At 61.0% G+C, this 20439-nt stretch carries 22 protein-coding genes; 12 read left to right on the forward strand and 10 right to left on the reverse strand.

The features are described 5' to 3' along the window. Window positions 1-62: 62 nt before the first annotated feature. From ACSSVH_RS09215 to ACSSVH_RS09235, 5 genes are all read left to right on the forward strand, one after another. Window positions 63-2468, forward strand: coding sequence for a TonB-dependent siderophore receptor (locus tag ACSSVH_RS09215; protein WP_492634396.1), 2406 nt, complete (start codon window positions 63-65; stop codon window positions 2466-2468). Between the two features lie 204 nt (window positions 2469-2672). After that, complete coding sequence (locus tag ACSSVH_RS09220) at window positions 2673-3503, forward strand: hypothetical protein (RefSeq protein WP_262380943.1); 831 nt, start codon at window positions 2673-2675, stop codon at window positions 3501-3503. A 224-nt stretch (window positions 3504-3727) separates the two neighbouring features. After that, complete coding sequence (locus tag ACSSVH_RS09225; protein WP_172314239.1) at window positions 3728-4075, forward strand: hypothetical protein; 348 nt, start codon at window positions 3728-3730, stop codon at window positions 4073-4075. Window positions 4076-4247: 172 nt separating this feature from the next. Next, a complete protein-coding gene (locus ACSSVH_RS09230; protein ID WP_169957017.1) occupies window positions 4248-4595 on the forward strand; it encodes a hypothetical protein in 348 nt (115 codons plus the stop codon). Next, window positions 4585-5199, forward strand: coding sequence for a type III secretion effector protein (locus tag ACSSVH_RS09235; protein ID WP_169957018.1), 615 nt, complete (start codon window positions 4585-4587; stop codon window positions 5197-5199). Before ACSSVH_RS09230 ends, ACSSVH_RS09235 begins: the two co-directional genes overlap by 11 nt. A 13-nt stretch (window positions 5200-5212) precedes the next feature. Here the strand turns inward: ACSSVH_RS09235 and ACSSVH_RS09240 are convergent, their stop codons facing one another. The 10 genes from ACSSVH_RS09240 to ACSSVH_RS09285 form a co-directional block, all read right to left on the reverse strand. Then, complete coding sequence (locus ACSSVH_RS09240; protein WP_170043192.1) at window positions 5213-6364, reverse strand: MFS transporter; 1152 nt, start codon at window positions 6362-6364, stop codon at window positions 5213-5215. A gap of 137 nt (window positions 6365-6501) precedes the next feature. After that, window positions 6502-7164: a carboxymuconolactone decarboxylase family protein gene (locus ACSSVH_RS09245; RefSeq protein ID WP_169957020.1), complete on the reverse strand. Its 663-nt coding sequence runs from the start codon at window positions 7162-7164 to the stop codon at window positions 6502-6504. Between the two features lie 181 nt (window positions 7165-7345). Next, the gene (gene codA / locus ACSSVH_RS09250) at window positions 7346-8581 is read right to left on the reverse strand and encodes a cytosine deaminase (RefSeq protein WP_432755422.1); all 1236 of its coding nucleotides are present in this window, start codon (window positions 8579-8581) and stop codon (window positions 7346-7348) included. 102 nt (window positions 8582-8683) lie between these two features. Then, on the reverse strand, window positions 8684-9952 hold the full coding sequence (gene codB / locus ACSSVH_RS09255; protein WP_492634397.1) for a cytosine permease: 1269 nt from the start codon (window positions 9950-9952) through the stop codon (window positions 8684-8686). 182 nt (window positions 9953-10134) lie between these two features. After that, window positions 10135-10758, reverse strand: a complete 624-nt coding sequence (locus ACSSVH_RS09260; RefSeq protein WP_492634398.1) for an NUDIX hydrolase — start codon at window positions 10756-10758, stop codon at window positions 10135-10137. Window positions 10759-10825: 67 nt separating this feature from the next. Further along, window positions 10826-11182, reverse strand: a complete 357-nt coding sequence (gene queD / locus ACSSVH_RS09265; RefSeq protein WP_003190259.1) for a 6-carboxytetrahydropterin synthase QueD — start codon at window positions 11180-11182, stop codon at window positions 10826-10828. Window positions 11183-11322: 140 nt separating this feature from the next. Continuing rightward, window positions 11323-11718 (reverse strand): hypothetical protein, encoded by a 396-nt coding sequence (locus tag ACSSVH_RS09270; protein ID WP_169957023.1) that lies wholly within the window; start codon window positions 11716-11718, stop codon window positions 11323-11325. 301 nt (window positions 11719-12019) lie between these two features. Then, on the reverse strand, window positions 12020-12232 hold the full coding sequence (locus ACSSVH_RS09275) for a helix-turn-helix domain-containing protein (RefSeq protein ID WP_169957024.1): 213 nt from the start codon (window positions 12230-12232) through the stop codon (window positions 12020-12022). A gap of 3 nt (window positions 12233-12235) precedes the next feature. Continuing rightward, the gene (locus ACSSVH_RS09280) at window positions 12236-12817 is read right to left on the reverse strand and encodes a hypothetical protein (protein ID WP_492634399.1); all 582 of its coding nucleotides are present in this window, start codon (window positions 12815-12817) and stop codon (window positions 12236-12238) included. A gap of 90 nt (window positions 12818-12907) precedes the next feature. Further along, entirely contained in the window at window positions 12908-13987 is a 1080-nt protein-coding gene (locus ACSSVH_RS09285) for a patatin-like phospholipase family protein (RefSeq protein ID WP_170043188.1), read from the reverse strand. 159 nt (window positions 13988-14146) lie between these two features. Between ACSSVH_RS09285 and ACSSVH_RS09290 the strand changes: the two genes are divergently transcribed. The 7 genes from ACSSVH_RS09290 to ACSSVH_RS09320 all read left to right on the forward strand — a co-directional run bounded on the left by ACSSVH_RS09290 (window position 14147) and on the right by ACSSVH_RS09320 (window position 20439). Beyond that, a complete protein-coding gene (locus tag ACSSVH_RS09290) occupies window positions 14147-14455 on the forward strand; it encodes a PepSY domain-containing protein (RefSeq protein WP_169957027.1) in 309 nt (102 codons plus the stop codon). Beyond that, the gene (locus tag ACSSVH_RS09295) at window positions 14455-14769 is read left to right on the forward strand and encodes a PepSY domain-containing protein (protein WP_169957028.1); all 315 of its coding nucleotides are present in this window, start codon (window positions 14455-14457) and stop codon (window positions 14767-14769) included. Before ACSSVH_RS09290 ends, ACSSVH_RS09295 begins: the two co-directional genes overlap by 1 nt. Continuing rightward, the gene (locus tag ACSSVH_RS09300) at window positions 14769-15437 is read left to right on the forward strand and encodes a response regulator transcription factor (RefSeq protein ID WP_169957029.1); all 669 of its coding nucleotides are present in this window, start codon (window positions 14769-14771) and stop codon (window positions 15435-15437) included. The genes ACSSVH_RS09295 and ACSSVH_RS09300 overlap by 1 nt, the downstream gene beginning before the upstream one ends. Then, a complete protein-coding gene (locus ACSSVH_RS09305; protein WP_170057897.1) occupies window positions 15434-16753 on the forward strand; it encodes an ATP-binding protein in 1320 nt (439 codons plus the stop codon). The genes ACSSVH_RS09300 and ACSSVH_RS09305 overlap by 4 nt, the downstream gene beginning before the upstream one ends. A gap of 203 nt (window positions 16754-16956) precedes the next feature. Next, window positions 16957-17910, forward strand: a complete 954-nt coding sequence (locus ACSSVH_RS09310; protein WP_170043186.1) for a TAXI family TRAP transporter solute-binding subunit — start codon at window positions 16957-16959, stop codon at window positions 17908-17910. Between the two features lie 88 nt (window positions 17911-17998). Beyond that, on the forward strand, window positions 17999-20026 hold the full coding sequence (locus tag ACSSVH_RS09315; protein WP_492634400.1) for a TRAP transporter permease: 2028 nt from the start codon (window positions 17999-18001) through the stop codon (window positions 20024-20026). Continuing rightward, window positions 20023-20439 (forward strand): DUF1850 domain-containing protein, encoded by a 417-nt coding sequence (locus ACSSVH_RS09320; protein ID WP_172314225.1) that lies wholly within the window; start codon window positions 20023-20025, stop codon window positions 20437-20439. Before ACSSVH_RS09315 ends, ACSSVH_RS09320 begins: the two co-directional genes overlap by 4 nt.

Here is a 20439-nt window from a genome sequence, read left to right on the forward strand (position 1 = left end):
TCGTCTTCTTGTCCAACTGCAACTGGTTTGCATTAACAGCCGCGCTTTCCTGGGATTACGACGTGAAAAAACTCGCTGCGAACAACAATAAAACCTGGCGCTGGGCGCCCCTGGCCCTGGCATTGGCGATCAATGCCGCACTGCCTGCGGCCTATGCCGACGATGCCATCCATATCAATGCCCAGCCTTTGGGCGCGGCGCTGAGCCAATTGGGCCAGCAAACCTCGCTGCAAGTGTTTTTCAGCCCGCAGATGGTGGCAGGCAAACAAGCCCCGGCCGTCGATGGCAACCTGTCGCCGGAACAGGCCTTGCGCCAGTTGCTGCAAGGCAGCGGCCTGGAGTACCAGATCGATTCGGGCTCGGTGACATTGCATCCGGCCGCCACGGGCACTGGTGAAGCCGGCTCGCCCCTGGAGCTTGGCGCGACCTCGATCAAGGTCGTGGGTGATTGGCTGGGCGATGCCAATGCCGAAGTGGTGCAGAACCATCCCGGCGCGCGTACGGTGATCCGGCGTGAAGCCATGGTGGAGCAGGGCGCGATGAATGTCGGCGACGTGTTGCGCCGGGTTCCCGGGGTGCAGGTGCAGGAGTCCAACGGTACCGGCGGCAGCGATATTTCCCTCAACGTCGGTGTACGTGGCCTGACGTCGCGCCTGTCGCCACGCTCCACGGTCCTGATCGACGGTATTCCTGCGGCGTTCGCGCCCTATGGCCAGCCCCAGTTGTCGATGGCACCGATTTCCGCCGGCAACCTGGAGAGCATCGACGTGGTACGCGGCGCCGGCTCCGTGCGTTATGGACCGCAGAACGTCGGCGGCGTGATCAACTTCGTGACCCGGGCGATCCCCGAGACCTTTTCCGGTGAGGTCGGCACCACCCTGCAAACCTCTTCCCACGGTGGCTGGAAACATGTCGACAACGCCTTCATCGGTGGCACCGCAGACAATGGCATTGGCATGGCGCTCCTGTATTCCGGGGTCAATGGCAACGGTTATCGCGACAGCAACAATGGGAACGACATCGACGATGTGATCCTCAAGACCCACTGGGCGCCGACCGATCAGGACGATTTCACCCTCAACTTCCATTACTACGACGCCACTGCCGACATGCCCGGCGGCCTGACCCAGAAGCAGTTCGACGCCAACCCTTACCAGTCGGTGCGCGACTGGGACAACTTCAGCGGCCGGCGCAAGGATGTTTCGTTCAAGTACATCCGTCAGATCGACGACCGTACCCAGGCGCAAGTGCTGACCTACTATTCCGACAGCTTCCGTGGCAGCAACATCGCCAACCGTGACCTGGCTACTATCGGTTCCTATCCGCGTACCTACTACACCTTCGGTATCGAGCCACAGGTGTCCCATGTCTTTGACCTGGGGCCCACCAGCCAGGAAGTCAGCGTGGGCTACCGCTACTTGAAAGAAGGCATGCACGAACAGGCCACACGCCTGAACCTGACCAATAACGTCCCTACGCCGGGGCCGCAGAGTGATGGCCATGTGTACCAGGACCGCACCGGTGGCACCGAAGCCAACGCGTTCTATATCGATGACAAGATCGATGTGGGCAAATGGACGATTACCCCCGGTATCCGCTTTGAAAGCATCCGCACCCAATGGCATGACCGCCCGGTGCTGGCACTCAATGGCACTCCCGTCCAGGAGAAGCGCCGCGAGATCAAGAACAACGAACCGCTGCCGGCACTGAGCGTGATGTACCACGTCTCCGATGCCTGGAAACTGTTCGCCAACTACGAAACGTCCTTCGGCAGCCTGCAGTATTTCCAGCTGGGCCAGGGCGGTAATGGCGACCAGACGGCCAATGGCCTGCAACCGGAAAAAGCCAAGACCTACGAGGTCGGCACCCGCTACAACGACAATGTGTGGGGCGGCGAAGTGACGTTGTTCTACATCGACTTCTCCGACGAATTGCAGTACGTCAGCAATGACGTGGGCTGGACCAACCTGGGCGCCACCAAGCATGCGGGTATCGAAGCCTCTGCCCGCTACGACCTGGCCAACCTTGACCCGCGCCTGGATGGCCTGAGCGCAAATGCCGGCTTTACCTACACCAAGGCGACCTCCGAAGGTGATGTGGCCTTTAAGGGTCGTGACCTGCCGTTGTACTCGCGGCAAGTGGCAACCCTGGGCCTGCGTTATGCGGTCAACCGCTGGACCCATAACCTGGATGCGTATGCCCAGTCCGGGCAGCGGGCGCCAGGTACCACCAGCACCTATATCACCCAGCCGACTGCGGACGGCCAGTACGGTGATATCCCGGGGTATGTGTCGGTCAACGTGCGCAGTGGCTATGACTTTGGCGCGCAACTGTCGAACCTGAAGCTGGGCGTGGGGGTGAAAAACGTGTTCGACCAGCAGCACTACACCCGGTCCAGCGATAACAACTCCGGGATCTACCTGGGTGAGCCCCGTACGTTCTTTGTGCAGGCGAGCGTGGGGTTCTGACGCGTGCTTCCTACGATCCTTCTGACGAAAGCGAAGGGTCGTAGGGACGCGTTTCCTACCTTTATTTTGTGATTTTCTGCACTTTGCGGAACCGAACTCCGTAGGCCTGCCACACACCTTCAGCTCATCGTGTGCGGGCACCCATTGTCTGGGTGCCTGGGACCGTGAGGTGAACTGTGTCAACAAGCCGCACTGGAGAACATTATGTCGGTAACTGCATTCAATCAGCCTGTCGTCAAACTACCGAATGACGCCACACCGCAAGGGGCTGAGGCAAAGGCCAGCACCTCGGGCGCTGCGGCGCCGGCCGCCGGGGCAGCCTCCAAGGGGCCCAGTTTCAGCGGGCCGCAGAGTCAGTCGGGGCCGGTGTTCGCAGCACCGCAGCCGATGGCACAGGGCGATGCAGCTCGGGGGGCTGCGCCTGCGTCCTATGGGGGGCCGCCGCCAAGGCCTGTTGCGCAGAAGCCCGATCCTATCTACTCAAAACGCAGCCATGATCAGTTGGCCCAGCAACTGCTGGATAACTTCCAGTCGTTCAAGGATCCGAGCAACCCGTCCTACATCACGCCCCAAGGTCTGAAAGACAAGGCACAGATGCCCCTGACCGGCTACTCGAGCAAGGATCAGGACACCCGGCTGGCCAGGGAGATCCTGAAACGTCCGGACCTGCTCAAGGCGCTAGACCGTGACGGTCGTACGGGGGCGCTGGATGCCCAACTCACCCGACAAAACATTTATGACGTCATACGCTCGGACAACCCGTTGAAGTTCAAGGACGACGCACAGCTGGCCAAGGACATGCTGAATAACTTCAATCAGTTGAAAGGAAATTTCTGGAACAAAGACATCAAGTTCGCCGATCTCGATGCCAAGGCCCAGCGCCCGCTGACGGGTGACCCGTACCGGGACCAACTCACCCAACTGGCCAGGGAGGTCAATAACCGCTCGAACCTGCGCCAACAAATGGACAATACGGCCAGCCCCGATTATGACGGCAGGATCAGCAGACAAGCCTTGAAGAAGTTGTCCCGTTAAGCCGCGGGTATTGCAGCGCAAGCATAGAACCGGGATGGGCCGCGAGTATTACGCGGTGTTTCCCGGTTCGGCCATTAACGATGGCAGGGCTGGCTGAAAGTGCCAGCGTCCGCTCATCGCCTGCCACTTCAATGAACAGGAACTGTTTTCAGCGGTCTGCCACATAGCTTGTAACTGACGGCCTTTATGACGCCGACGGTTTCACTCAAAGAGAGGGTGTTGACATGACTTCTACGTCGTTTGGAACTCAAACTCCTGGCTTGCCACAATCCCTTCTTGCACCACCTTGCGAAACCCGCGCGCAGTGCCCACGTTTCGATGCTCAGCACCAGGGCGTGGCTGGCGAGGGAGGTGCCGAGGTTCAGCGAGCGAAGGGTTTTTCCGCACAGTACACATTCAAGGCCCCGGCGGCGGATGACTTCGCCAAAGGCATGCTTGCTCACCGAGCCACCGCGACGCCAGGCTCTGATGTGTCGACAACGGCGGGTACCACGGTGGGGTTGATCAATGCAATAAAGGCCATGCTGGGTGTTTCGAAATCCGTGGCATTGCCGCCCCAAAAACCTGACTGAAGCCGCGCCCAGGCCCCCTCCGTTGTTTACATGTAGTCATCGAAAATGATCGACCGCCCCGGAACCATTGCCGGTGCTTGGCCACATACTTTGCGCTTTTTGGAAACCACCCTTGTAGTGACGGTGGTGATAGCCGGTCTGAGTATGGATCTAGAAAAGGTGGATATGAAACATGGCAATTGACGGTGGGGTACCTCTCCTGCGGCCTGATGTTACGAGCCGCCATGATGCGATACCGGATGACGCACAACAGAAAGCTCATGCTGCTTCAATCGAGAGCACGCCGCGTGGGTGGCAGGTTGATAATCAGCCTCTGCCCAGCACGATTCGATCTTCGGGTTTCCGGCGCCCCTTGCGGTGGGCCACGCCTGACGAAGTCACTCTGCATCATCAGGAACTCAGAAACACGCCTTCGGCGCGTACCTCCCATATGAACCCCTATACCCAATTGCCGGATAGCCAGTTGGTGAAGGCCTTGGGTGATCATTTTTCCGTGCTGGAAAACTTTCATGAAAACTGAAGGCTTGAAACTGGTGGCGTTGCGACGGATCGCGGGTGAAAAAATGACGGACACACCAGCGCTCAATAACGCCATTCTGCTGGCCAAGGCCCTGCTCCAGCGCCCGCGACTGATCGACGCGATCCTCGACGAGGAGGGCTTGATTACGCGGCAAAGCCTGTCCAAAGCGGTACAGGGAGTGTTTGGCAACAGCGACCCGAATGCCTTCAGTTCGGATCCCTTTCACGCCAAGACCAACGTCGAACTGGTGCAGGCGTTCAGGGCGGCATTTGATGAACTGCGTGACAGGTCCCGGGATCGCACGGGCTTTTTCGAGAGCGTCGGCTACGTGCAGATCGAGCGGCTTGTTTCAATCAGCAAGGACCCGGACGAAACGGACCAGGAAGGCGCCGTTATCCGGGACCCCGTCACGGGGTTAGCGAAAAAAATGTACAGCGAACAACTGGTGTACATGTCAAAAAACCTGGTGGACCGCCCCAGGCTCTTGAACTCGCTGGAACGCATCCATTCTGGCTGGCGACGCCTTTACGGCAGCCATTACCAGAAGGGCTGGTTGAGCAACAAGGACCTTGATGGCTGGCTGGAAAACAACAAGACCCTGTAGGGTCTTGAGCGCGTTACACCCGCAGGATTTTCCCGCTGATCGCCACCCCCAGCAGGAGCGCGGCGATCAACACAAAGGCCACGCTCAAGCTGCTGCCATGGGCGATAAAGCCGATCAGCGCGGGGCCGGCGAGAATACCGGCATACCCCAAGGTGGTAATGGCGGGCACTGCAATATGCTCCGGCATGACGGTTTGCTTGCCGACTGCGGTGTACAACACCGGGACGATATTGGAGCAGCCGGCGCCTACCAGGGCATAGCCCAGCAGCGCGGTTTCCCAGGCTGGGAGCAGGGTAGCCAGGAGCATGCCGGCAGTGGCCAGCAAGCCGCCGATCACGATCACCCGTTTGGCCCCCAGGCGACGCACAATGGCATCGCCGGTCAGGCGTCCGATGGTCATGGTCAGGGCAAATGCCGCATAACCCAGGCCCGCATAGGCTTCGTCGAGGCCGCGTTCGTCACTGAGGAACACCGCGCTCCAGTCGAGCACGGCACCTTCTGCCAGGAACACGATAAAACACAGGCAGCCGATAAACAGCACTACCCCGTGGGGGATGGCGAAGGCGGGGCCGGAGCTTTCGCTGCCGTAGGGCAGCAAGTGCGGGGCCGCCTTGAGCAGGGCGGCCAGGGTAATCACGATGACCACCAGGGTGGCCGACAGCGGTGACAGCCCCAAGCCCAGCAACGCGCTGACCCCCGCCGCCCCGACAATCCCTCCCAGGCTGAACAACCCGTGGAAGCCCGACATCATGGTTTTGCCACTGGCCCGTTCGACGATCACCGCCTGCAGGTTGACGGTGGAGTCCACCGTGCCCAGGCCCGCACCAAACAGAAACAATCCTGCCATCAGCAAGGGTATCGAGCTGACGGTGGCCAGCATCGGCAAGGCCACGCAGAGCAGGAGCGTGCCGGCGCTGAGTACGCGCCGGCAGCCATAGCGTGAAGCCAGCGCGCCGGCCACCGGCATCGCAATGATCGAGCCCACCCCCAGGCACAACAGCAATAGGCCCAGGGTGCCTTCGTTGAGATTTGCGCGGGCCTTGGCATAGGGCACCAGAGGCGCCCAGGCGGCAATGCCGAAGCCGGCAATAAAAAACGCGATACGGGTCGACATTTGTTCCAGGCGCCCGGGAACCACGGGCGCAGGGGTGGGAATGGCAGTCATGAAAGTCCTTGGTTTTTGCGTTCAGCGAACGATGTCCGGCGCGACATCCTTGCACATCAGGCCCTGTGGAGCGAGCCAGGTTCCCTTGGCGATCGCGAACTTTCCTGCAGCAGCAGCGGATACTGCTGGCCTTCGGGTCAGGTGGTTGCCGGCAGATACGCCCTGACTTGCACGACGTCGGCGCCGTCGACGCGCACCACGACCGTGCCACGGGGCGTCGTTTCCTGGCCGATGTAGCTCTCTACCATTACTCGGTCCGCAGCCGTGGCTTGCAGCGATAGCTTATGGGGTTTGCGCAGCAGCTTGCGAGCCTGGGCGTCCACCGGGAATGAGGGGTGGCCGCGGCGCACACTGTCGCAAAACGCTAGCGCCACGGCGCGGGGTGTCGGTGGTGGTGGCGAGGGCAGGTTGGCCCCGGCGAACAGCAGGTTGAGTTGATCGGCGGTGGCGACGGCGCGCGGGAAGCCGGTAAAGGCCGAGGCGACCAGCAGCAGTTCGGTCAACTCCCCAGGCGCCAAGCCTTGGGCCAGGCTGGTCTTGAAGTGCACGCTCAACGGTGGGCCGACCATGCCGGCGGCGACGATCGCGGCAAAAATCGCCGCTTCCTGCAGGCGCGGATCGAGGCCCGGGCGATCATGCAGATAGCCATACACCACGCCGACCGCCAATTCGCCCAGGGCCGGTGCGGTATGGAACAACGCATCCAGGCGTGCGCCGCCATCAGGTACCAGCTCAATGAACGTTTTGCGGCCTTCGCGGTAAAGCGTTTCAACGGGACTTTGCGGGGCAAGGGTCTTCATGGTGCATCCTCCGAGAAAATGAGGACGGCGTTTGCTCGACTGCGCACGGACTTCGGCCTGATGAAAACGTCCATCCAGGGGAACTAGGAGTGTAGGGCGAGTGGCTGTTTTTGCCAGGGTCATGCACACCAATGGTGCAGGTGGTGTGCGGTGTCGGCGATAGCGTGCGAATGGGGCTGACCTACATGAACTCCACCTGCGCAGGCTGGCGCTTGATCAGCACGTTGCCATTACGGATCGAATACAGCGCCAGGCCCTGGCTGCGAATCACTTCATAGTCGCTGTTTGCCGACAGGATCAGCAGGTTGGCCGGCCGCCCGGGTTCCAGGCCGTAGCGGTCGCCCAGGGCCATGGCTTGGGCACTGTTGTCAGTGACGAGGTCCAGGGCTTTTTGCAGGTTGCTGTAGCCGAGCATATGGCAGATATGCAGCCCGGCTTCGAGCACTCGCAGGATATTGCCGTTGCCCAGTGGGTACCACGGATCGACGATGGAGTCCTGGCCGAAGCACACGTTCATGCCGGCTTCCAACAGCTCGTTGACCCGGGTCACGCCCCGGCGTTTCGGGAAGTTGTCGAAGCGGCCCTGCAAGTGAATGCTTTCGGTGGGGCAGGACACAAAGCTGATGCCAGAATGCCCCAGCAGACGAAACAGCTTGGCGCAGTAGGCATTGTCGTAGGAGCCCATGGCCGTGGTGTGGCTGGCCGTGACCCGGCTACCCATGTCGCGGCTGCGCGCTTCTTCGGCCAGCACTTCGAGAAAGCGCGAATGCGGGTCGTCGGTTTCATCGCAATGCACGTCCACCAGGCAGCCCGTACGTTCGGCCAGGTCCATGAGGAATTTGACCGAGCTGACCCCTTGGTCGCGGGTGTACTCAAAATGGGGAATGCCGCCCACCACATCGGCGCCCAGGCGAATGGCTTCTTCCATCAGTTCGCGGCCATTGCGGTAGGACTCGATGCCTTCCTGGGGAAACGCCACGATCTGCAGGTCGATCAGGTGGCCACTCTCCTGGCGCACTTCGAGCATGGCCTTGAGCGCCGTCAGGTCCGGATCGGTGACGTCGACGTGGGTGCGCACATGCTGGATACCATGGGCTGCCAGGGCCTGGATGGTCTGCTTGGCACGGGTCTTGGTGTCGGCCTGGGTGATGGTGGCCTTGCGCTCGCCCCAGCACTCGATCCCTTCGAACAGCGTGCCGCTCATGTTCCAGCGCGGCTCGCCGGCAGTGAGGGTGGCGTCGAGGTGGATATGCGGCTCGACAAACGGTGGCACTACCAGGTTGCCAGCGGCATCCAGGTCGTCCGGCCCCAGGGGCGGCGTGACGGTTTGTGGGGTAATGCTGGCGATCCGGCCATGTTCCAGGTGCAGATCATGCAGGCCTTCACGGTTGCGCAGGCGGGCGTTGATGATATGCATGGGCAAGTTCCTCTTGGGCAAACAGCAATCAGGCAGACAGCCGCCAGATCATCAGCGCGACGCCGATGTCCGACGGTCATTGGAGTGTCGGGGCTCTCAGGCTCATGCCTGGATGTCAGCCAATGGTACGCGCACCCGTAGGGCGGCAGTGAGTGCAATGTAGGTAGCGGCTGCCGCGATAATCCCCACCAGGGGCGCGACCCATGGCGAGCTGAACGCCAGCACCGTACCCACTGCATAGGCAATCAGCCCCGGCCAATTGAAGGCCGGCAAGCGCACGTCTGCCAGCCGAGGGTAGTGACCGCGATAGCGATAGAATAAGTCGGCCATGATCACCCCGCCAATCGGTGGTATCACGGTGCCCAATAAAATCAGGTAGGGCACCAGCATGTCGTACATGCCCAGCAAGGCGAGCAGGGTGCCGATCAAGGCGCCGACCAGGGTTACGGTCTTGCGGCGTTTGGTGCGCAGCAGGTTGCAGCCGGCGACGGCGAAATTGTAGATGGTGTTGTCCTGGGTGCTCCAGATATTGAGCAGCAGCATGGCCATCGCCGCCATGGCGAAACCTTGCAGCAGCAATACTTCCACCACATCCGGTTGCTGATAGACGATGGCGCCGTAGGCACCGATCAGCACCATTAGGCCGTTGCCGACAAAAAAGCCGATCAGGCTGGCCAGTACCGCGACCTTGGCCGAGCGGGAAAAGCGCGTCCAGTTGGTGGCCTGGGTAGCACCGCTGACAAAGGTGCCGAACACCAGGGTAATGGCCGTAGACAGATCCAGCTCCGCGCTGGGCACCACCGCGAGCAAGCCTTGCAGCCCGCCGACTTTTACGGTGGCCACCCACATCGACAGCAACAGCAGCAGGCCCATGGCCGGGACGGCAATGTAGGAGAGGATTTCCAGCCCCCGGTAGCCCACGTAGGCCGTGGCGCAGAACACCAGGCCGAACAGCACCATCAGTGCCAGTACGCTGCCCTGGCCCAATTCGAAATATTTGCCCAGTACCACGGCCGCCGTGGCGGTACCCCAGGCGTACCAGCCAATCTGGGTGAACCCCAGGATCAGGTCACTTAATTTGCTACCCACTTCGCCAAAGCAGAAACGCCCCATCAGCACCGAGTTCAAGCCGCTCTTGAAGGCGATATAACCCAGGCCTGCGGCGTAGATACCCAATAGCAGGTTACCCAGGGCCACGACACCGAGCATCTGGGTAAAACTGAAGGCCACCCCCAGCTTGCCGCCAGCAAACATGGTTGCGGTAAAAAAAGTGAAGCCCAGCAACACCATGGCCGTGGAGCCAAGGCCCTTGCGTGCATGCATGGGCACTTCGCTGAGAGGGTAATCGTTGCCCGGTTCGTTCTGCGTCATGTGCCGTTCCCCTGTGAGTGACCCAGGGCTTGTTGCAGCGCCCGTGCCAAGTGGGGGCTGTGCAGGTTGCACAGTATTCGGGCGCGGGGAAGGGCAGGAGGCTGGGATTGCTTGTTGGTTAGGCCCAGCCAGGCACAAAAGCGGTGCAGCGGTGATACAAGTTGGATCACCGTGCCAGGGTGTCAGTCGAACAGGGTCTGGCTGATTTCGCCGCGGTGAAAGGCGAAGGCTGCTGCAAGATCACTCTCGATGGTGCGCCCGCGTGATAGCGGTGGCAGGTCGTCGAGTCTGAAGAAACCAACGTCGGTGGTTTCAAAGCCTGCCACGGGGGCGGCCTGGTCGGTGCGTTCGCAGAGGAAGTACAACTTGTAGAAGTCGCGCACGTCGGGCCGGTACAGCCCCTTGGCTTTGTGGGTCACGCTGTACAGCGCCCGCGCGGTAACACTCAGCCCAGCTTCTTCACGAAGCTCCTTGACGATATTTTCTGCCGCCGATAAGCCGATATCGGCATAACCGCCCGGCAACGCCCAGCAGCCGTCCGTGGCTTCGCGCACCAGCAGGATCCGCTCGCCTTCAATCAGTGCGCCACGCACATCGATCATCGGCGTTGAGTAACGCTGGGCAAAATCCGAGACTAGTCCGGTAATGCGCTCCAGAGGCACTTGCCCCAACTGTGCGAGCATACTGTGTGCGATATGGGCGATCTCTTCGAGGCGTTCGCGCTCGAAGTCATCCGTGCAAAAGTGCAGCCCGGTAGAGGCCAATGCCTGCAAGCGCTTGGCCTGGGCCAGCCAGGTGGATTCCATGGTGGGCTTCCTTGGTGTACTTCAAGGCCTGGTTTTAATCGCTGTTGCCACCGAGCACAGCAGCGAATTACTCACCGCGATAAATACAGCCACTGGTGCAGGTCTCATGGATGCGAATAGCACTGAGTTCCGGCAACAACGGCTTCAACTCATTCCAGATCCACTTGGCCAGCACTTCGCTGGTAGGGTTTTCCAGGCCGGGGATGTCGTTGAGGTAGTTGTGGTCGAGGCGCTCATAGAGCGGCTTGAAAATCGCCTTGATCTCCGAGAAATCACGGATCCAGCCGGTATGCGGGTCGAGGTCGCCGCTCAGGTGGATGGCCACCTTGAAGGAGTGACCATGCAGGCGCCCGCATTTATGGCCTTCGGGGACGTGAGGCAAGCGGTGGGCGGACTCGAAGGTGAACTCTTTGAAAATTTCCACGGTATGACCTGTAAGGCAGGAGTTTCTAGGGCGGTGTGCGATTGTCAGGGTCGGGTGAGCGCTTGATGGGCCCAGGCGACCGACGTGGCGCGCATTCTAACCTGTTTATCGGGCGACCTGGCGTGGTGTGTAAAGCACGGTTATTCCTGGGACCATAGCGTAGTACTGACCTTGACCCCATCCCCGCAGGCCAATGAACTCTGCGACCCGCGGCGCTCCAGTTCTGCGTGCGCACGAGCACACTGCACCTGGCCTTGGGCGGCTGCATTATCAATGCTGATATTGCCGGTGGTTTCGGACACCAGGTCGCCGTTTTTCTCCACCCGGATCAATGGCCGTTCGGGCTGGATTTCAAAGCGGCTTTTCGTCGGCTCGGTGTTCAGTGCCAGGTCGGTGGGGGCTGCCGGCAACTGGTCTTCGGTGACGCCATAGCGAGTGAGAAGCGAGAGATTGGGCAAGTCCTGCGCGTTTGCGTGGCCGGCCGCCAGAAGCAGGAACATGCCAAGGCTATACAGTTTTTTGCGATTAGAATGCATGGTTGTATCTTTCCAAAGTTGTTTCTTGATGGGCTGGATTGAAGAACAACTTGTTGTTATCGCAACCACGTTTAGGGCAGGGAGTATTCAACCAGAAAGATGAACCGTAGCGGTTGCCGAACTGCGTGCCTGGTTCATAAAACTTGAACGAGGAAGGGGTGTAACTGCTGTTACTGCAGCCAGTAATCAGGGCGATAGTGAAGAGGCCCAGGAACTTTATGGGTGTCATAGGGAGGAGGTCCGCGTTAAATTGATCAGTATCTTACAGGGTTGCCCGCAAGCCAGGCAGCCCATTCCAGAGCTAGGCGTCTTCGCTCTCGAACTCCAGCAAGTCGCCTGGCTGGCAATCCAGGGCGATACACAGCTTGTTCAGGGTTTCAAGTTTGAAGCCTTTGATCTTTCCATTTTTCAATAGCGACAGATTGGCTTCGGTAATCCCAATGGCATCTGCCAGTTGGTTGGAGCGAATCTTTTTCTTCGCCATCATGACGTCCAATCGAATAATGATTGTCATGGGTTAGATGATGCTTTTGTTTTCATCGTCGATAACTTTTGATTCGGCCACTATCAATGAGAATGCGCACAGAAAGATGCCTTGTATGATTGCATAGATGGCTGCGGATGATACACCCACACTGAGGCTGAATGTGCGCTCGTCAGGCGGCATTTCAATCGCCAGGGCCAAGCCTTGCAGGGTGGAAACAACCGGTGCCAGCAGCGGGGTAGCAATGAATAGGAGGCCCATCCACCACAGGATCTTGATATTGGCCTCGGTCCAGATGTGCCCCTTGGAAAGGCGCATGAAAAAGATCCCGGTCAGCACCAGCGCCAGCACTGTAAGGCTGATCGGCAGCATTTCCAGGGCCAGGACCAGGCCCATGATCCAGGGGGCCGGTTGGTAGCCAGGGGCTAACAGCGAAGGCATCTGCTCGCCGTAGGCATTGAGATACTCTGCCAGGGCGGTGGGATAGTCGAAGATCCAGTACAAAATCGGCGCGCCGAATTCGATCAGCGCGACCGACCACGCCAACAGTGCGGCAAACGCGCCTATGGACCGCAGCCGGGTGTTGGTGGAGACGGTATGCAGGTGATTGCTCATGGGTTGATCCATACGGGGTTGATGGAAGAATAATCCATGAATAATTATCGAATTACAATAATTTTTTGCGAAAAAAACAGTGGCCGATGCTTAGAGTGCAATCAAACGCTCACCCAATCGACCGCTATCGGCCAGTTCAAGGAATTCATCGCCCAGCCGCTGGCTCTCATTCATCGCGGTTTGCCAGTACTGATTGCGCCGGGTGTCGTCCCCCATAAAGCGCTTGAAGTCGCTGCGATCCGGCAATTTGCCGTAGGGCAGGCGGGCCAGGTAGTCCCGTGAAGGGGCCACCAGCAATACATCGCGCAAACCCTGCGGACTGCTGCGCCGCCACGGCAGGCTCTTGTCGAACCAGCCGGGGATGACTCTGTCGGTGAAGTGCGGGTACAGCACAATGTCATCACCGTGGTAGGGCAGGTCGAGGTGGTAGTCCAGCAGGCCGCCATCGCGATAGGTGCCGGCACCGGCGCCCGGCAAGTCGCGCACGCCTTGCATCACCATGGGGATCGAGCCGGACGCCAGCAAGGCCTGGCGCAGGTTGCCCAGTTCCAGGTCGAGGAAGCGCGACGGGAAATCCTTGAGTGGGTGCAGCGGTGGGGCCTGGCGCGGGTCGTGGATGATCAGCCGCTCAAAGTGCCGCGACAGTCGCGCACGGCCGCGCAGGTTGTCGGCGATCACCGAGGACAGGCCCAGGCCCAGGCGCCCACGGTGGTCATCGGCGAGCAGGCCATGGCTTTTGACCACCACGATATTCAGGCGATAGTGCGGGTTATCCAGCAGCGTTGCATCGCGCCCGGCCAGCAAGTCATCGAGCATGCGCTGGCAGCTCTGGCTGACCTCGGCCATGGTCACGCCCTTGGCAAAACGTTGCTCGTTGTACAGGCGACCGAGGTCGAGCAAGCCTTGTACCGGGTCGGGCAGGCAGGCACTGGCAAAGCGCCAGGAGCCGATCGATGCGCCAATCAGCGCGCGCTCGCGGGGCGCGCGTGCCAGCCAGTCACCGAACAACGCCAGGTCCAGGCCCTGAATGCCCAAGGCCTTGGGGCCCCCGGCCGCGCCGGGCAGAATCCCCACGTCTTGAGGTTTGAGGCCGTGCTCGCGAATGCGTGTAAAGGCGCGCTGGCCAGCCTTGAGCGTCAGGGCTGGGAACTTGATGTGGATGGCCGTCATACCGATCTCTGTGCAGGCGAGCAGGGCAGTATAGGAAATTTCCCCAGGGGGCTGGCAAGGTGTTGTGGGACAATTGCCATAGTGGCAATTCAGTTTCAGTTAAGTTGCGCGTCGTACTGTGGGGGCCGTAGGTAAAACATTGTGAAATGGAGACTTGTCATGAAAAACCTCACAGCAATTGTCGCCGCCAGTATCATCGCCCTGACCACCGGCCTGGCCCAGGCGCGGGACCTGGGGCCGGATGAAGCGCTGAAATTGCGTGACGCTGGTACCATCCAGTCCTTCGAGAAGCTCAATGCCGCCGCCCTGGCCAAACATCCAGGTGGCACCGTGCATGAAACCGAACTGGAGCAGGAATACGGCAAATATATTTACCAGGTTGACCTGCGCGATGCCCAAGGCGTCGAGTGGGATGTGGAATTGGACGCTGTCACCGGGCAAGTCCTCAAGGATCATCAGGATACGTAATGAAGGTAAATCTACGCACCGGCAGTCGATTGGCGCTGGTGCTCCTGGCCTTTTGCTCGGTGGTGGCTGCCCGGGACCTCAACCAGGATGAAGCTCTGGAACTGCGCCAGCAGGGGGTGATCCTGTCCCTTGAACAACTGTTGCAGCAGGCCATGGCGCGGCATCCCGGCTCCCGGTTGCTGGAGGCCGAGCTTGAGAGCAAACACGGCAGCTATGTCTATGAAGTGGAACTGGTGACCACCGATGGCGTGGTCCGGGAAATCAAACTGGACGCGACCACTGGCGCACTGCTTAAAGACGAGGAAGATGACTGATGCGCCTGCTTCTGGTGGAAGACCACGTACCGTTGGCCGATGAACTGCTGGCCGGGCTCAAAGCCCAGGGTTATGCCGTGGATTGGCTGGCGGACGGGCGTGACGCGGTGTATCAGGGGCGCAGCGAGCCCTATGACCTGATCATCCTTGACCTGGGCCTGCCCGGGCTGCCTGGGCTTGAGGTGTTGAGCCAATGGCGCGCCGCCGCCCTGGCGACGCCGGTGTTGATCCTCACCGCCCGCGACTCCTGGGCCGAGCGCATCGAAGGGCTCAAGGCCGGGGCCGACGATTACCTGAGCAAGCCGTTCCACCCCCAAGAGCTGTACCTGCGCATCCAGGCGTTGTTGCGCCGCTCCCATGGCCAGGCCAACCAGCCGACCTTGCAGGCGGCAGGCTTGCATCTGGATGAAGGCCGCCAGTGCGTGATGCGCGACGGTGCCGAGGTGCAACTGACCGCTGCCGAGTTTCGCCTGTTGCGTTACTTCATGCTGCATCCCGAACAGATCCTTTCCAAAAGCCACCTGGCCGAGCATTTGTATGACGGTGAGACCGAGCGCGACTCCAATGTCCTCGAGGTCCACGTCAACCATCTGCGGCGCAAGCTGGGGCGCAGCGTGATTGAAACCCGGCGCGGCCAGGGTTATCGCTTTGGCGCCAGCCCCGCGTGAGGTCGATCCAGCGGCGGTTGAGCCTGGGGCTGATCAGCGTGATGGTGATCGTCGGCCTGGTGCTGGCACAAACCAGCCTGTGGCTGTTTGAAATGGGTTTGCAGCGCTACCTGGAGTCGGGTTTGCGCAATGACAGCGAAAACCTGCTGGTGGCCCTGGTGCGCGGCCCTGGCGGCGTGCAACTGGATGAGCAGCGCTTGTCACCGGCCTATCAGCGGCCGTTTTCCGGGCACTATTTCCGTATCGACTTCAGCGACCACCACTGGCGCTCGCGCTCACTCTGGGACCAGGAACTGCCGCAACTGCCCCAGGCCGGCCTGCAGGGCAACCTGCAGTTGGGCCCGGAAGGCCAGCAACTGTTGGTGCTGCGTTCGGACTACAAGCGTTTTGGCCAGTCGATTTCCATCAGCGTGGCCCAGGACTACACGCCCGTGCGGGAAAGTTTCCGCCTGATGCGCCAGGTCGGCCTGGTCCTCGGGCTGGCGGCGTTGCTGCTGATCCTGATCCTGCAACGGGTCACCGTGCGCCGGGCCTTGCGCCCGCTGGAAACCGCGCGCGAACAGATTGCGCAACTGCAACAAGGCCAACGCTCACAACTGGACACCCAGGTGCCAGTGGAGCTGGAGCCGCTGGTGGCGCAGATCAACCACCTGCTGGCCCACACCGAAGACAGCCTCAAGCGCTCGCGCAATGCCCTGGGCAACCTCGGGCATGCCCTGAAAACCCCCCTGGCGGTGCTGTTGAGCGTGGCCTCCAGCGAGCAGCTCAAGGACCAGCCGCAACTGGCCAAGCTGCTGCGCGAGCAATTACAGCAGGTGCAGCAACGCCTCAACCGCGAACTCAATCGCGCGCGCCTTGCCGGTGAAACCCTGCCCGGTGCGTTGTTCGACTGCGACAGCGAATTGCCGGGCCTGCTGGCGACCCTGAACATGATTCACGGCGAGCACCTGGACCTGAGCTACCACGTTCGCCCCGGCCTGCAACTGCCGTGGGACCGCGAGGACTTGCTGGAGCTCTTGGGCAACCTGCTGGACAACGCCTGCAAATGGGCGGATGCCGAAGTGCGGGTGAGCATTGACGAGGCGCCCCACGGTTTTCAGTTGCGGGTCGAGGATGACGGGCCGGGGATTCCCGAGGCCCAGCGCACCCAGGTGTTCAGCCGCGGCACCCGCCTGGATGAACAGACCGATGGCCACGGCCTGGGGCTGGGGATCGTGCGCGATATCGTCGAGGTATGGGGTGGCACATTGCAGTTGCACGAGAGTGAACTGGGCGGCCTCAAGGTGCTGATCGAGCTGCCCCGACGCCAGGCCTGATGGCACCTTGCTTCCGATCTGTAGGAATTTGCAACAAGGCTTTTCCTGTAACGCCTGGCTGGGACTATTTCGCTTATAACAGCCGCCTGGCTGGCCACGTCGAGCGGGTTTTCCCGCTCGCAACCCATGGCATCTGTCAGAGCACTTGTCAGCCGGGCACTCGCTTGCTCGGCACCTAATAAGAACGATAAAAGGTGACTCCCATGCGAATGACCAAGCGTTTGTGCGTGTTTGCTGCTGTCGCAGCCTTTGCCGCAAGTACGGCGGCACTCGCCGCTCCCACATTTATCAACGTGCTGACTGGCGGCACCAGCGGCGTGTATTACCCGATTGGCGTGGGCCTGTCGCAGCTCTACAGCAACGGCATCGAAGGGTCGAAGACCTCGGTGCAGGCCACCAAGGCTTCCGTGGAAAACCTCAACCTGCTGCAAGCCGGTCGCGGCGAGCTGGCCTTTGCCCTCGGTGACTCGGTAGCTGATGCCTGGAATGGCGTAGAGGACGCCGGTTTCAAAGCTCCGCTGCAAAAACTGCGGGCGGTTGCCGGTACCTATCCCAACTACATTCAGATCGTTGCCAGCCAGGAGTCCGGCATCACCACCCTGGCCGACCTGAAAAACAAGCGCATCTCCGTCGGCGCGCCAAAGTCCGGCACCGAGCTCAACGCCCGCGCAATCTTCAAGGCGGCTGGCCTGCGCTACGAAGACATGGCCAAGGTCGAGTTCCTGCCTTATGCCGAGTCAGTGGAGTTGATCAAGAACCGCCAGCTGGATGCCACCCTGCAGTCGTCGGGCCTGGGCATGGCGGCGATTCGTGACCTGGCGGCGACCCTGCCGGTCACCTTCGTTGCCATTCCTGCGGATGTCATCGCCAAGATCGGCAACGCGGCCTACCAGGCCGGCACGATCCCGGCGGGCACCTACGACGGTCAGGCCAGCGATGTATCGACGGTGGCCATCACCAACCTCCTGGTCAGCCATGACGGTGTGCCCGATGACGTGGCCTACCAGATGACCAAACTCATGTTCGACAACCTCGATCGCCTGGGCAATGCCCATTCGGCCGCCAAGGATATCCAGCTCGAAGGCGCGGCCAAGGGCCTGCCGATCCCGCTGCATCCAGGCGCCGAGCGCTTCTACAGGGAAGTGGGCGCCCTGTAGACCACGTGCCAGGGCTGCCAGTAAAGCCTGCGTACACCGTACGCCAGGTTTTATTGGCCTATCGACGTTGTAATGTGGGAGTGCCTCCATGAGTGAGCAAGACCAAAGCCTCGCCGCCAATCCCAGGAATTGGCCCCGAGCCCTGTTCTATGTCGCGCTGTTGTTTTCCACCTTCCAGATCATCACCGCCGCCTTCCACCCGGTTTCCAGCCAGATTCTGCGGGCCGTGCACGTGGGCTTCCTGTTACTGGTGGTGTTTATGTGTTTTCCGGCGCGGGGCAGGGCCCAGCCCTGGCAACCGCTGGCCTGGCTGCTGGGGCTGGCCGGGATGGCCACGGCGTTCTACCAGTGGTATTTCGAAGCCGACCTGATTCAACGCTCCGGCGACCTGACTGGCAGTGACATGCTCGTCGGCCTGCTACTGATCGTGCTGGTATTTGAAGCCGCGCGACGGGTGATGGGCATTGCCCTGCCACTGATTTGTGCGCTGTTCCTGGCCTACGGCCTGTTCGGCCAGTACCTGCCGGGCGACTTGATGCACCGTGGCTACGCCATCGACCAGATCGTCAACCAACTGGCCTTTGGCACCGAGGGGCTGTATGGCACGCCGACCTATGTTTCAGCCACTTACATCTTCCTGTTCATCCTGTTCGGCGCATTCCTTGAACAGGCCGGGATGATCAAGCTGTTCACCGATTTCGCCATGGGCCTGTTCGGCCACAAGCTCGGTGGCCCGGCCAAGGTTTCGGTGGTGTCGTCGGCGCTGATGGGCACCATCACCGGTTCGGGCGTGGCCAACGTGGTCACTACCGGTCAGTTCACCATCCCGTTGATGAAGCGCTTTGGCTACAAATCGGCGTTTGCCGGCGGCGTGGAAGCGACCTCGTCGATGGGCAGCCAGATCATGCCGCCGATCATGGGTGCAGTGGCGTTTATCATGGCCGAGACGATCAACGTGCCGTTCTTCGAGGTGGCCAGGGCCGCGCTGATTCCGGCCTTGCTGTACTTCGGCTCGGTGTTCTGGATGGTTCACCTGGAAGCCCGGCGCTCCAACCTGTGTGGCCTGCCCAAGAGCGAATGCCCAAACCCCTGGGCGGCGGTCAAACAGCGCTGGTACTTGCTGATACCGCTGTTGGTGCTGATCTACCTGCTGTTTTCCGGGCGCACACCGTTGTTCTCGGGCATGGTCGGCCTGGCACTGACGTCCATCGTGATTCTTGGTTCGGCGATCATCCTGCGTGTTTCATCCAGGGTCATGCGCTTTGCCTTCTGGATTGCCCTGGGCGTGCTCTGCGCGGGGTTCTTCCGGCTGGGTATCGGCATGGTGTTCGGGGTGGTGGCGCTGCTGGTGGCGGTGTGCTGGTTTATCAAGGGCGGCCGCGACACCCTGGGCCTCTGCCTGCATGCGCTGGTCGAAGGCGCGCGCCATGCCGTGCCGGTGGGCATCGCCTGCGCTCTGGTGGGGGTGATCATCGGCGTGGTGTCGCTGACCGGGGTGGCCTCCACCTTTGCCAGCTACATCCTTGCCATCGGCCAGGACAGCCTGTTCCTGTCGCTGCTGCTCACCATGCTCACTTGCCTGGTGCTGGGCATGGGCATCCCGACCATTCCCAACTACATCATCACCAGTTCGATTGCCGCCCCGGCCTTGCTCGACCTGGGGGTGCCGCTGATTGTGTCGCACATGTTCGTGTTCTATTTCGGCATCATGGCGGACCTCACGCCACCGGTGGCGCTGGCCTGTTTCGCGGCGGCGCCGATTGCCCGGGCAAGCGGCCTGAACATCAGCCTGTGGGCGATCCGCATCGCGGTGGCCGGGTTTGTCGTGCCGTTCATGGCGGTGTACGAGCCGGCGTTGATGCTCCAGGGCGATAGTCTGCTGGCCACACTGTATGTGGTGGCCAAGGCGCTGCTGGCCATTGGCATCTGGGGCGCAGTGTTCACCGGTTACCTGCAGACCCGGCTCAGTGGGTGGGAACGCATGCTGGGCTTTGCCGCCGGTGCCAGCCTGATTCTGGCGACGCCGTTAAGCGATGAAATCGGCTTCGCCCTGGCCGTACTGTTGATCGCAGAGCACTGCTGGCGTGCTCGCCGAGCTCAGGTGGCCACTGCGTGATCGGCCTGTGCCTGGGGTTGGCCGGCGCGGTCTGGGCACAAATCCCCACGCCAGCCTTCACCCTGGCCTGGACCCATACCGTTGAGAAAGTGCGCTGGGAGGAGGACTACCGCGTAACGCCCGAGGGATTGCTGCTGGGCGAGGCGCGGGTCAAGGGTTCCGGGGCAGGCATGGAAATCCCGCACGGCGCCGAACTGCGCGAGGGCAGTTGGCATTACCGGCGTCAGTTGCCGCCTGTGCAACCGTTACGTGTGGGGCGAGCCCCCGAGGCCGGGGATTATCAAGTGTGCTTCAACCAGCGCTGCCACTGGCTGAGTGCCTGGCTCGGCCCGCCACACGCGAGCCGACCGGCGCTGGAGCTGTGGGGGTGTGAGCTGGATGTTGCATCCAGCGCCAGGCCCCGCGCATTTTAA

This window comes from Pseudomonas sp. HC1(2025) (genome assembly GCF_058742075.1).

Bases quoted from the DNA above. Each gene is read 5' to 3' on its own strand.
- codB (WP_492634397.1), bottom strand. From the start codon at position 9,952: ATGACGCAGAACGAACCGGGCAACGATTACCCTCTCAGCGAAGTGCCC.
- codA (WP_432755422.1), bottom strand. From the start codon at position 8,581: ATGCATATCATCAACGCCCGCCTGCGCAACCGTGAAGGCCTGCATGAT.
- ACSSVH_RS09295 (WP_169957028.1), top strand. From the start codon at position 14,455: ATGAAGGTAAATCTACGCACCGGCAGTCGATTGGCGCTGGTGCTCCTG.
- ACSSVH_RS09235 (WP_169957018.1), top strand. From the start codon at position 4,585: ATGAAAACTGAAGGCTTGAAACTGGTGGCGTTGCGACGGATCGCGGGT.
- ACSSVH_RS09245 (WP_169957020.1), bottom strand. From the start codon at position 7,164: ATGAAGACCCTTGCCCCGCAAAGTCCCGTTGAAACGCTTTACCGCGAA.
- ACSSVH_RS09285 (WP_170043188.1), bottom strand. From the start codon at position 13,987: ATGACGGCCATCCACATCAAGTTCCCAGCCCTGACGCTCAAGGCTGGC.
- ACSSVH_RS09220 (WP_262380943.1), top strand. From the start codon at position 2,673: ATGTCGGTAACTGCATTCAATCAGCCTGTCGTCAAACTACCGAATGAC.
- ACSSVH_RS09240 (WP_170043192.1), bottom strand. From the start codon at position 6,364: ATGACTGCCATTCCCACCCCTGCGCCCGTGGTTCCCGGGCGCCTGGAA.
- ACSSVH_RS09300 (WP_169957029.1), top strand. From the start codon at position 14,769: ATGCGCCTGCTTCTGGTGGAAGACCACGTACCGTTGGCCGATGAACTG.
- ACSSVH_RS09315 (WP_492634400.1), top strand. From the start codon at position 17,999: ATGAGTGAGCAAGACCAAAGCCTCGCCGCCAATCCCAGGAATTGGCCC.
- ACSSVH_RS09280 (WP_492634399.1), bottom strand. From the start codon at position 12,817: ATGAGCAATCACCTGCATACCGTCTCCACCAACACCCGGCTGCGGTCC.
- ACSSVH_RS09260 (WP_492634398.1), bottom strand. From the start codon at position 10,758: ATGGAATCCACCTGGCTGGCCCAGGCCAAGCGCTTGCAGGCATTGGCC.
- ACSSVH_RS09275 (WP_169957024.1), bottom strand. From the start codon at position 12,232: ATGACAATCATTATTCGATTGGACGTCATGATGGCGAAGAAAAAGATT.
- ACSSVH_RS09230 (WP_169957017.1), top strand. From the start codon at position 4,248: ATGGCAATTGACGGTGGGGTACCTCTCCTGCGGCCTGATGTTACGAGC.
- ACSSVH_RS09290 (WP_169957027.1), top strand. From the start codon at position 14,147: ATGAAAAACCTCACAGCAATTGTCGCCGCCAGTATCATCGCCCTGACC.
- ACSSVH_RS09270 (WP_169957023.1), bottom strand. From the start codon at position 11,718: ATGCATTCTAATCGCAAAAAACTGTATAGCCTTGGCATGTTCCTGCTT.
- ACSSVH_RS09225 (WP_172314239.1), top strand. From the start codon at position 3,728: ATGACTTCTACGTCGTTTGGAACTCAAACTCCTGGCTTGCCACAATCC.
- ACSSVH_RS09310 (WP_170043186.1), top strand. From the start codon at position 16,957: ATGCGAATGACCAAGCGTTTGTGCGTGTTTGCTGCTGTCGCAGCCTTT.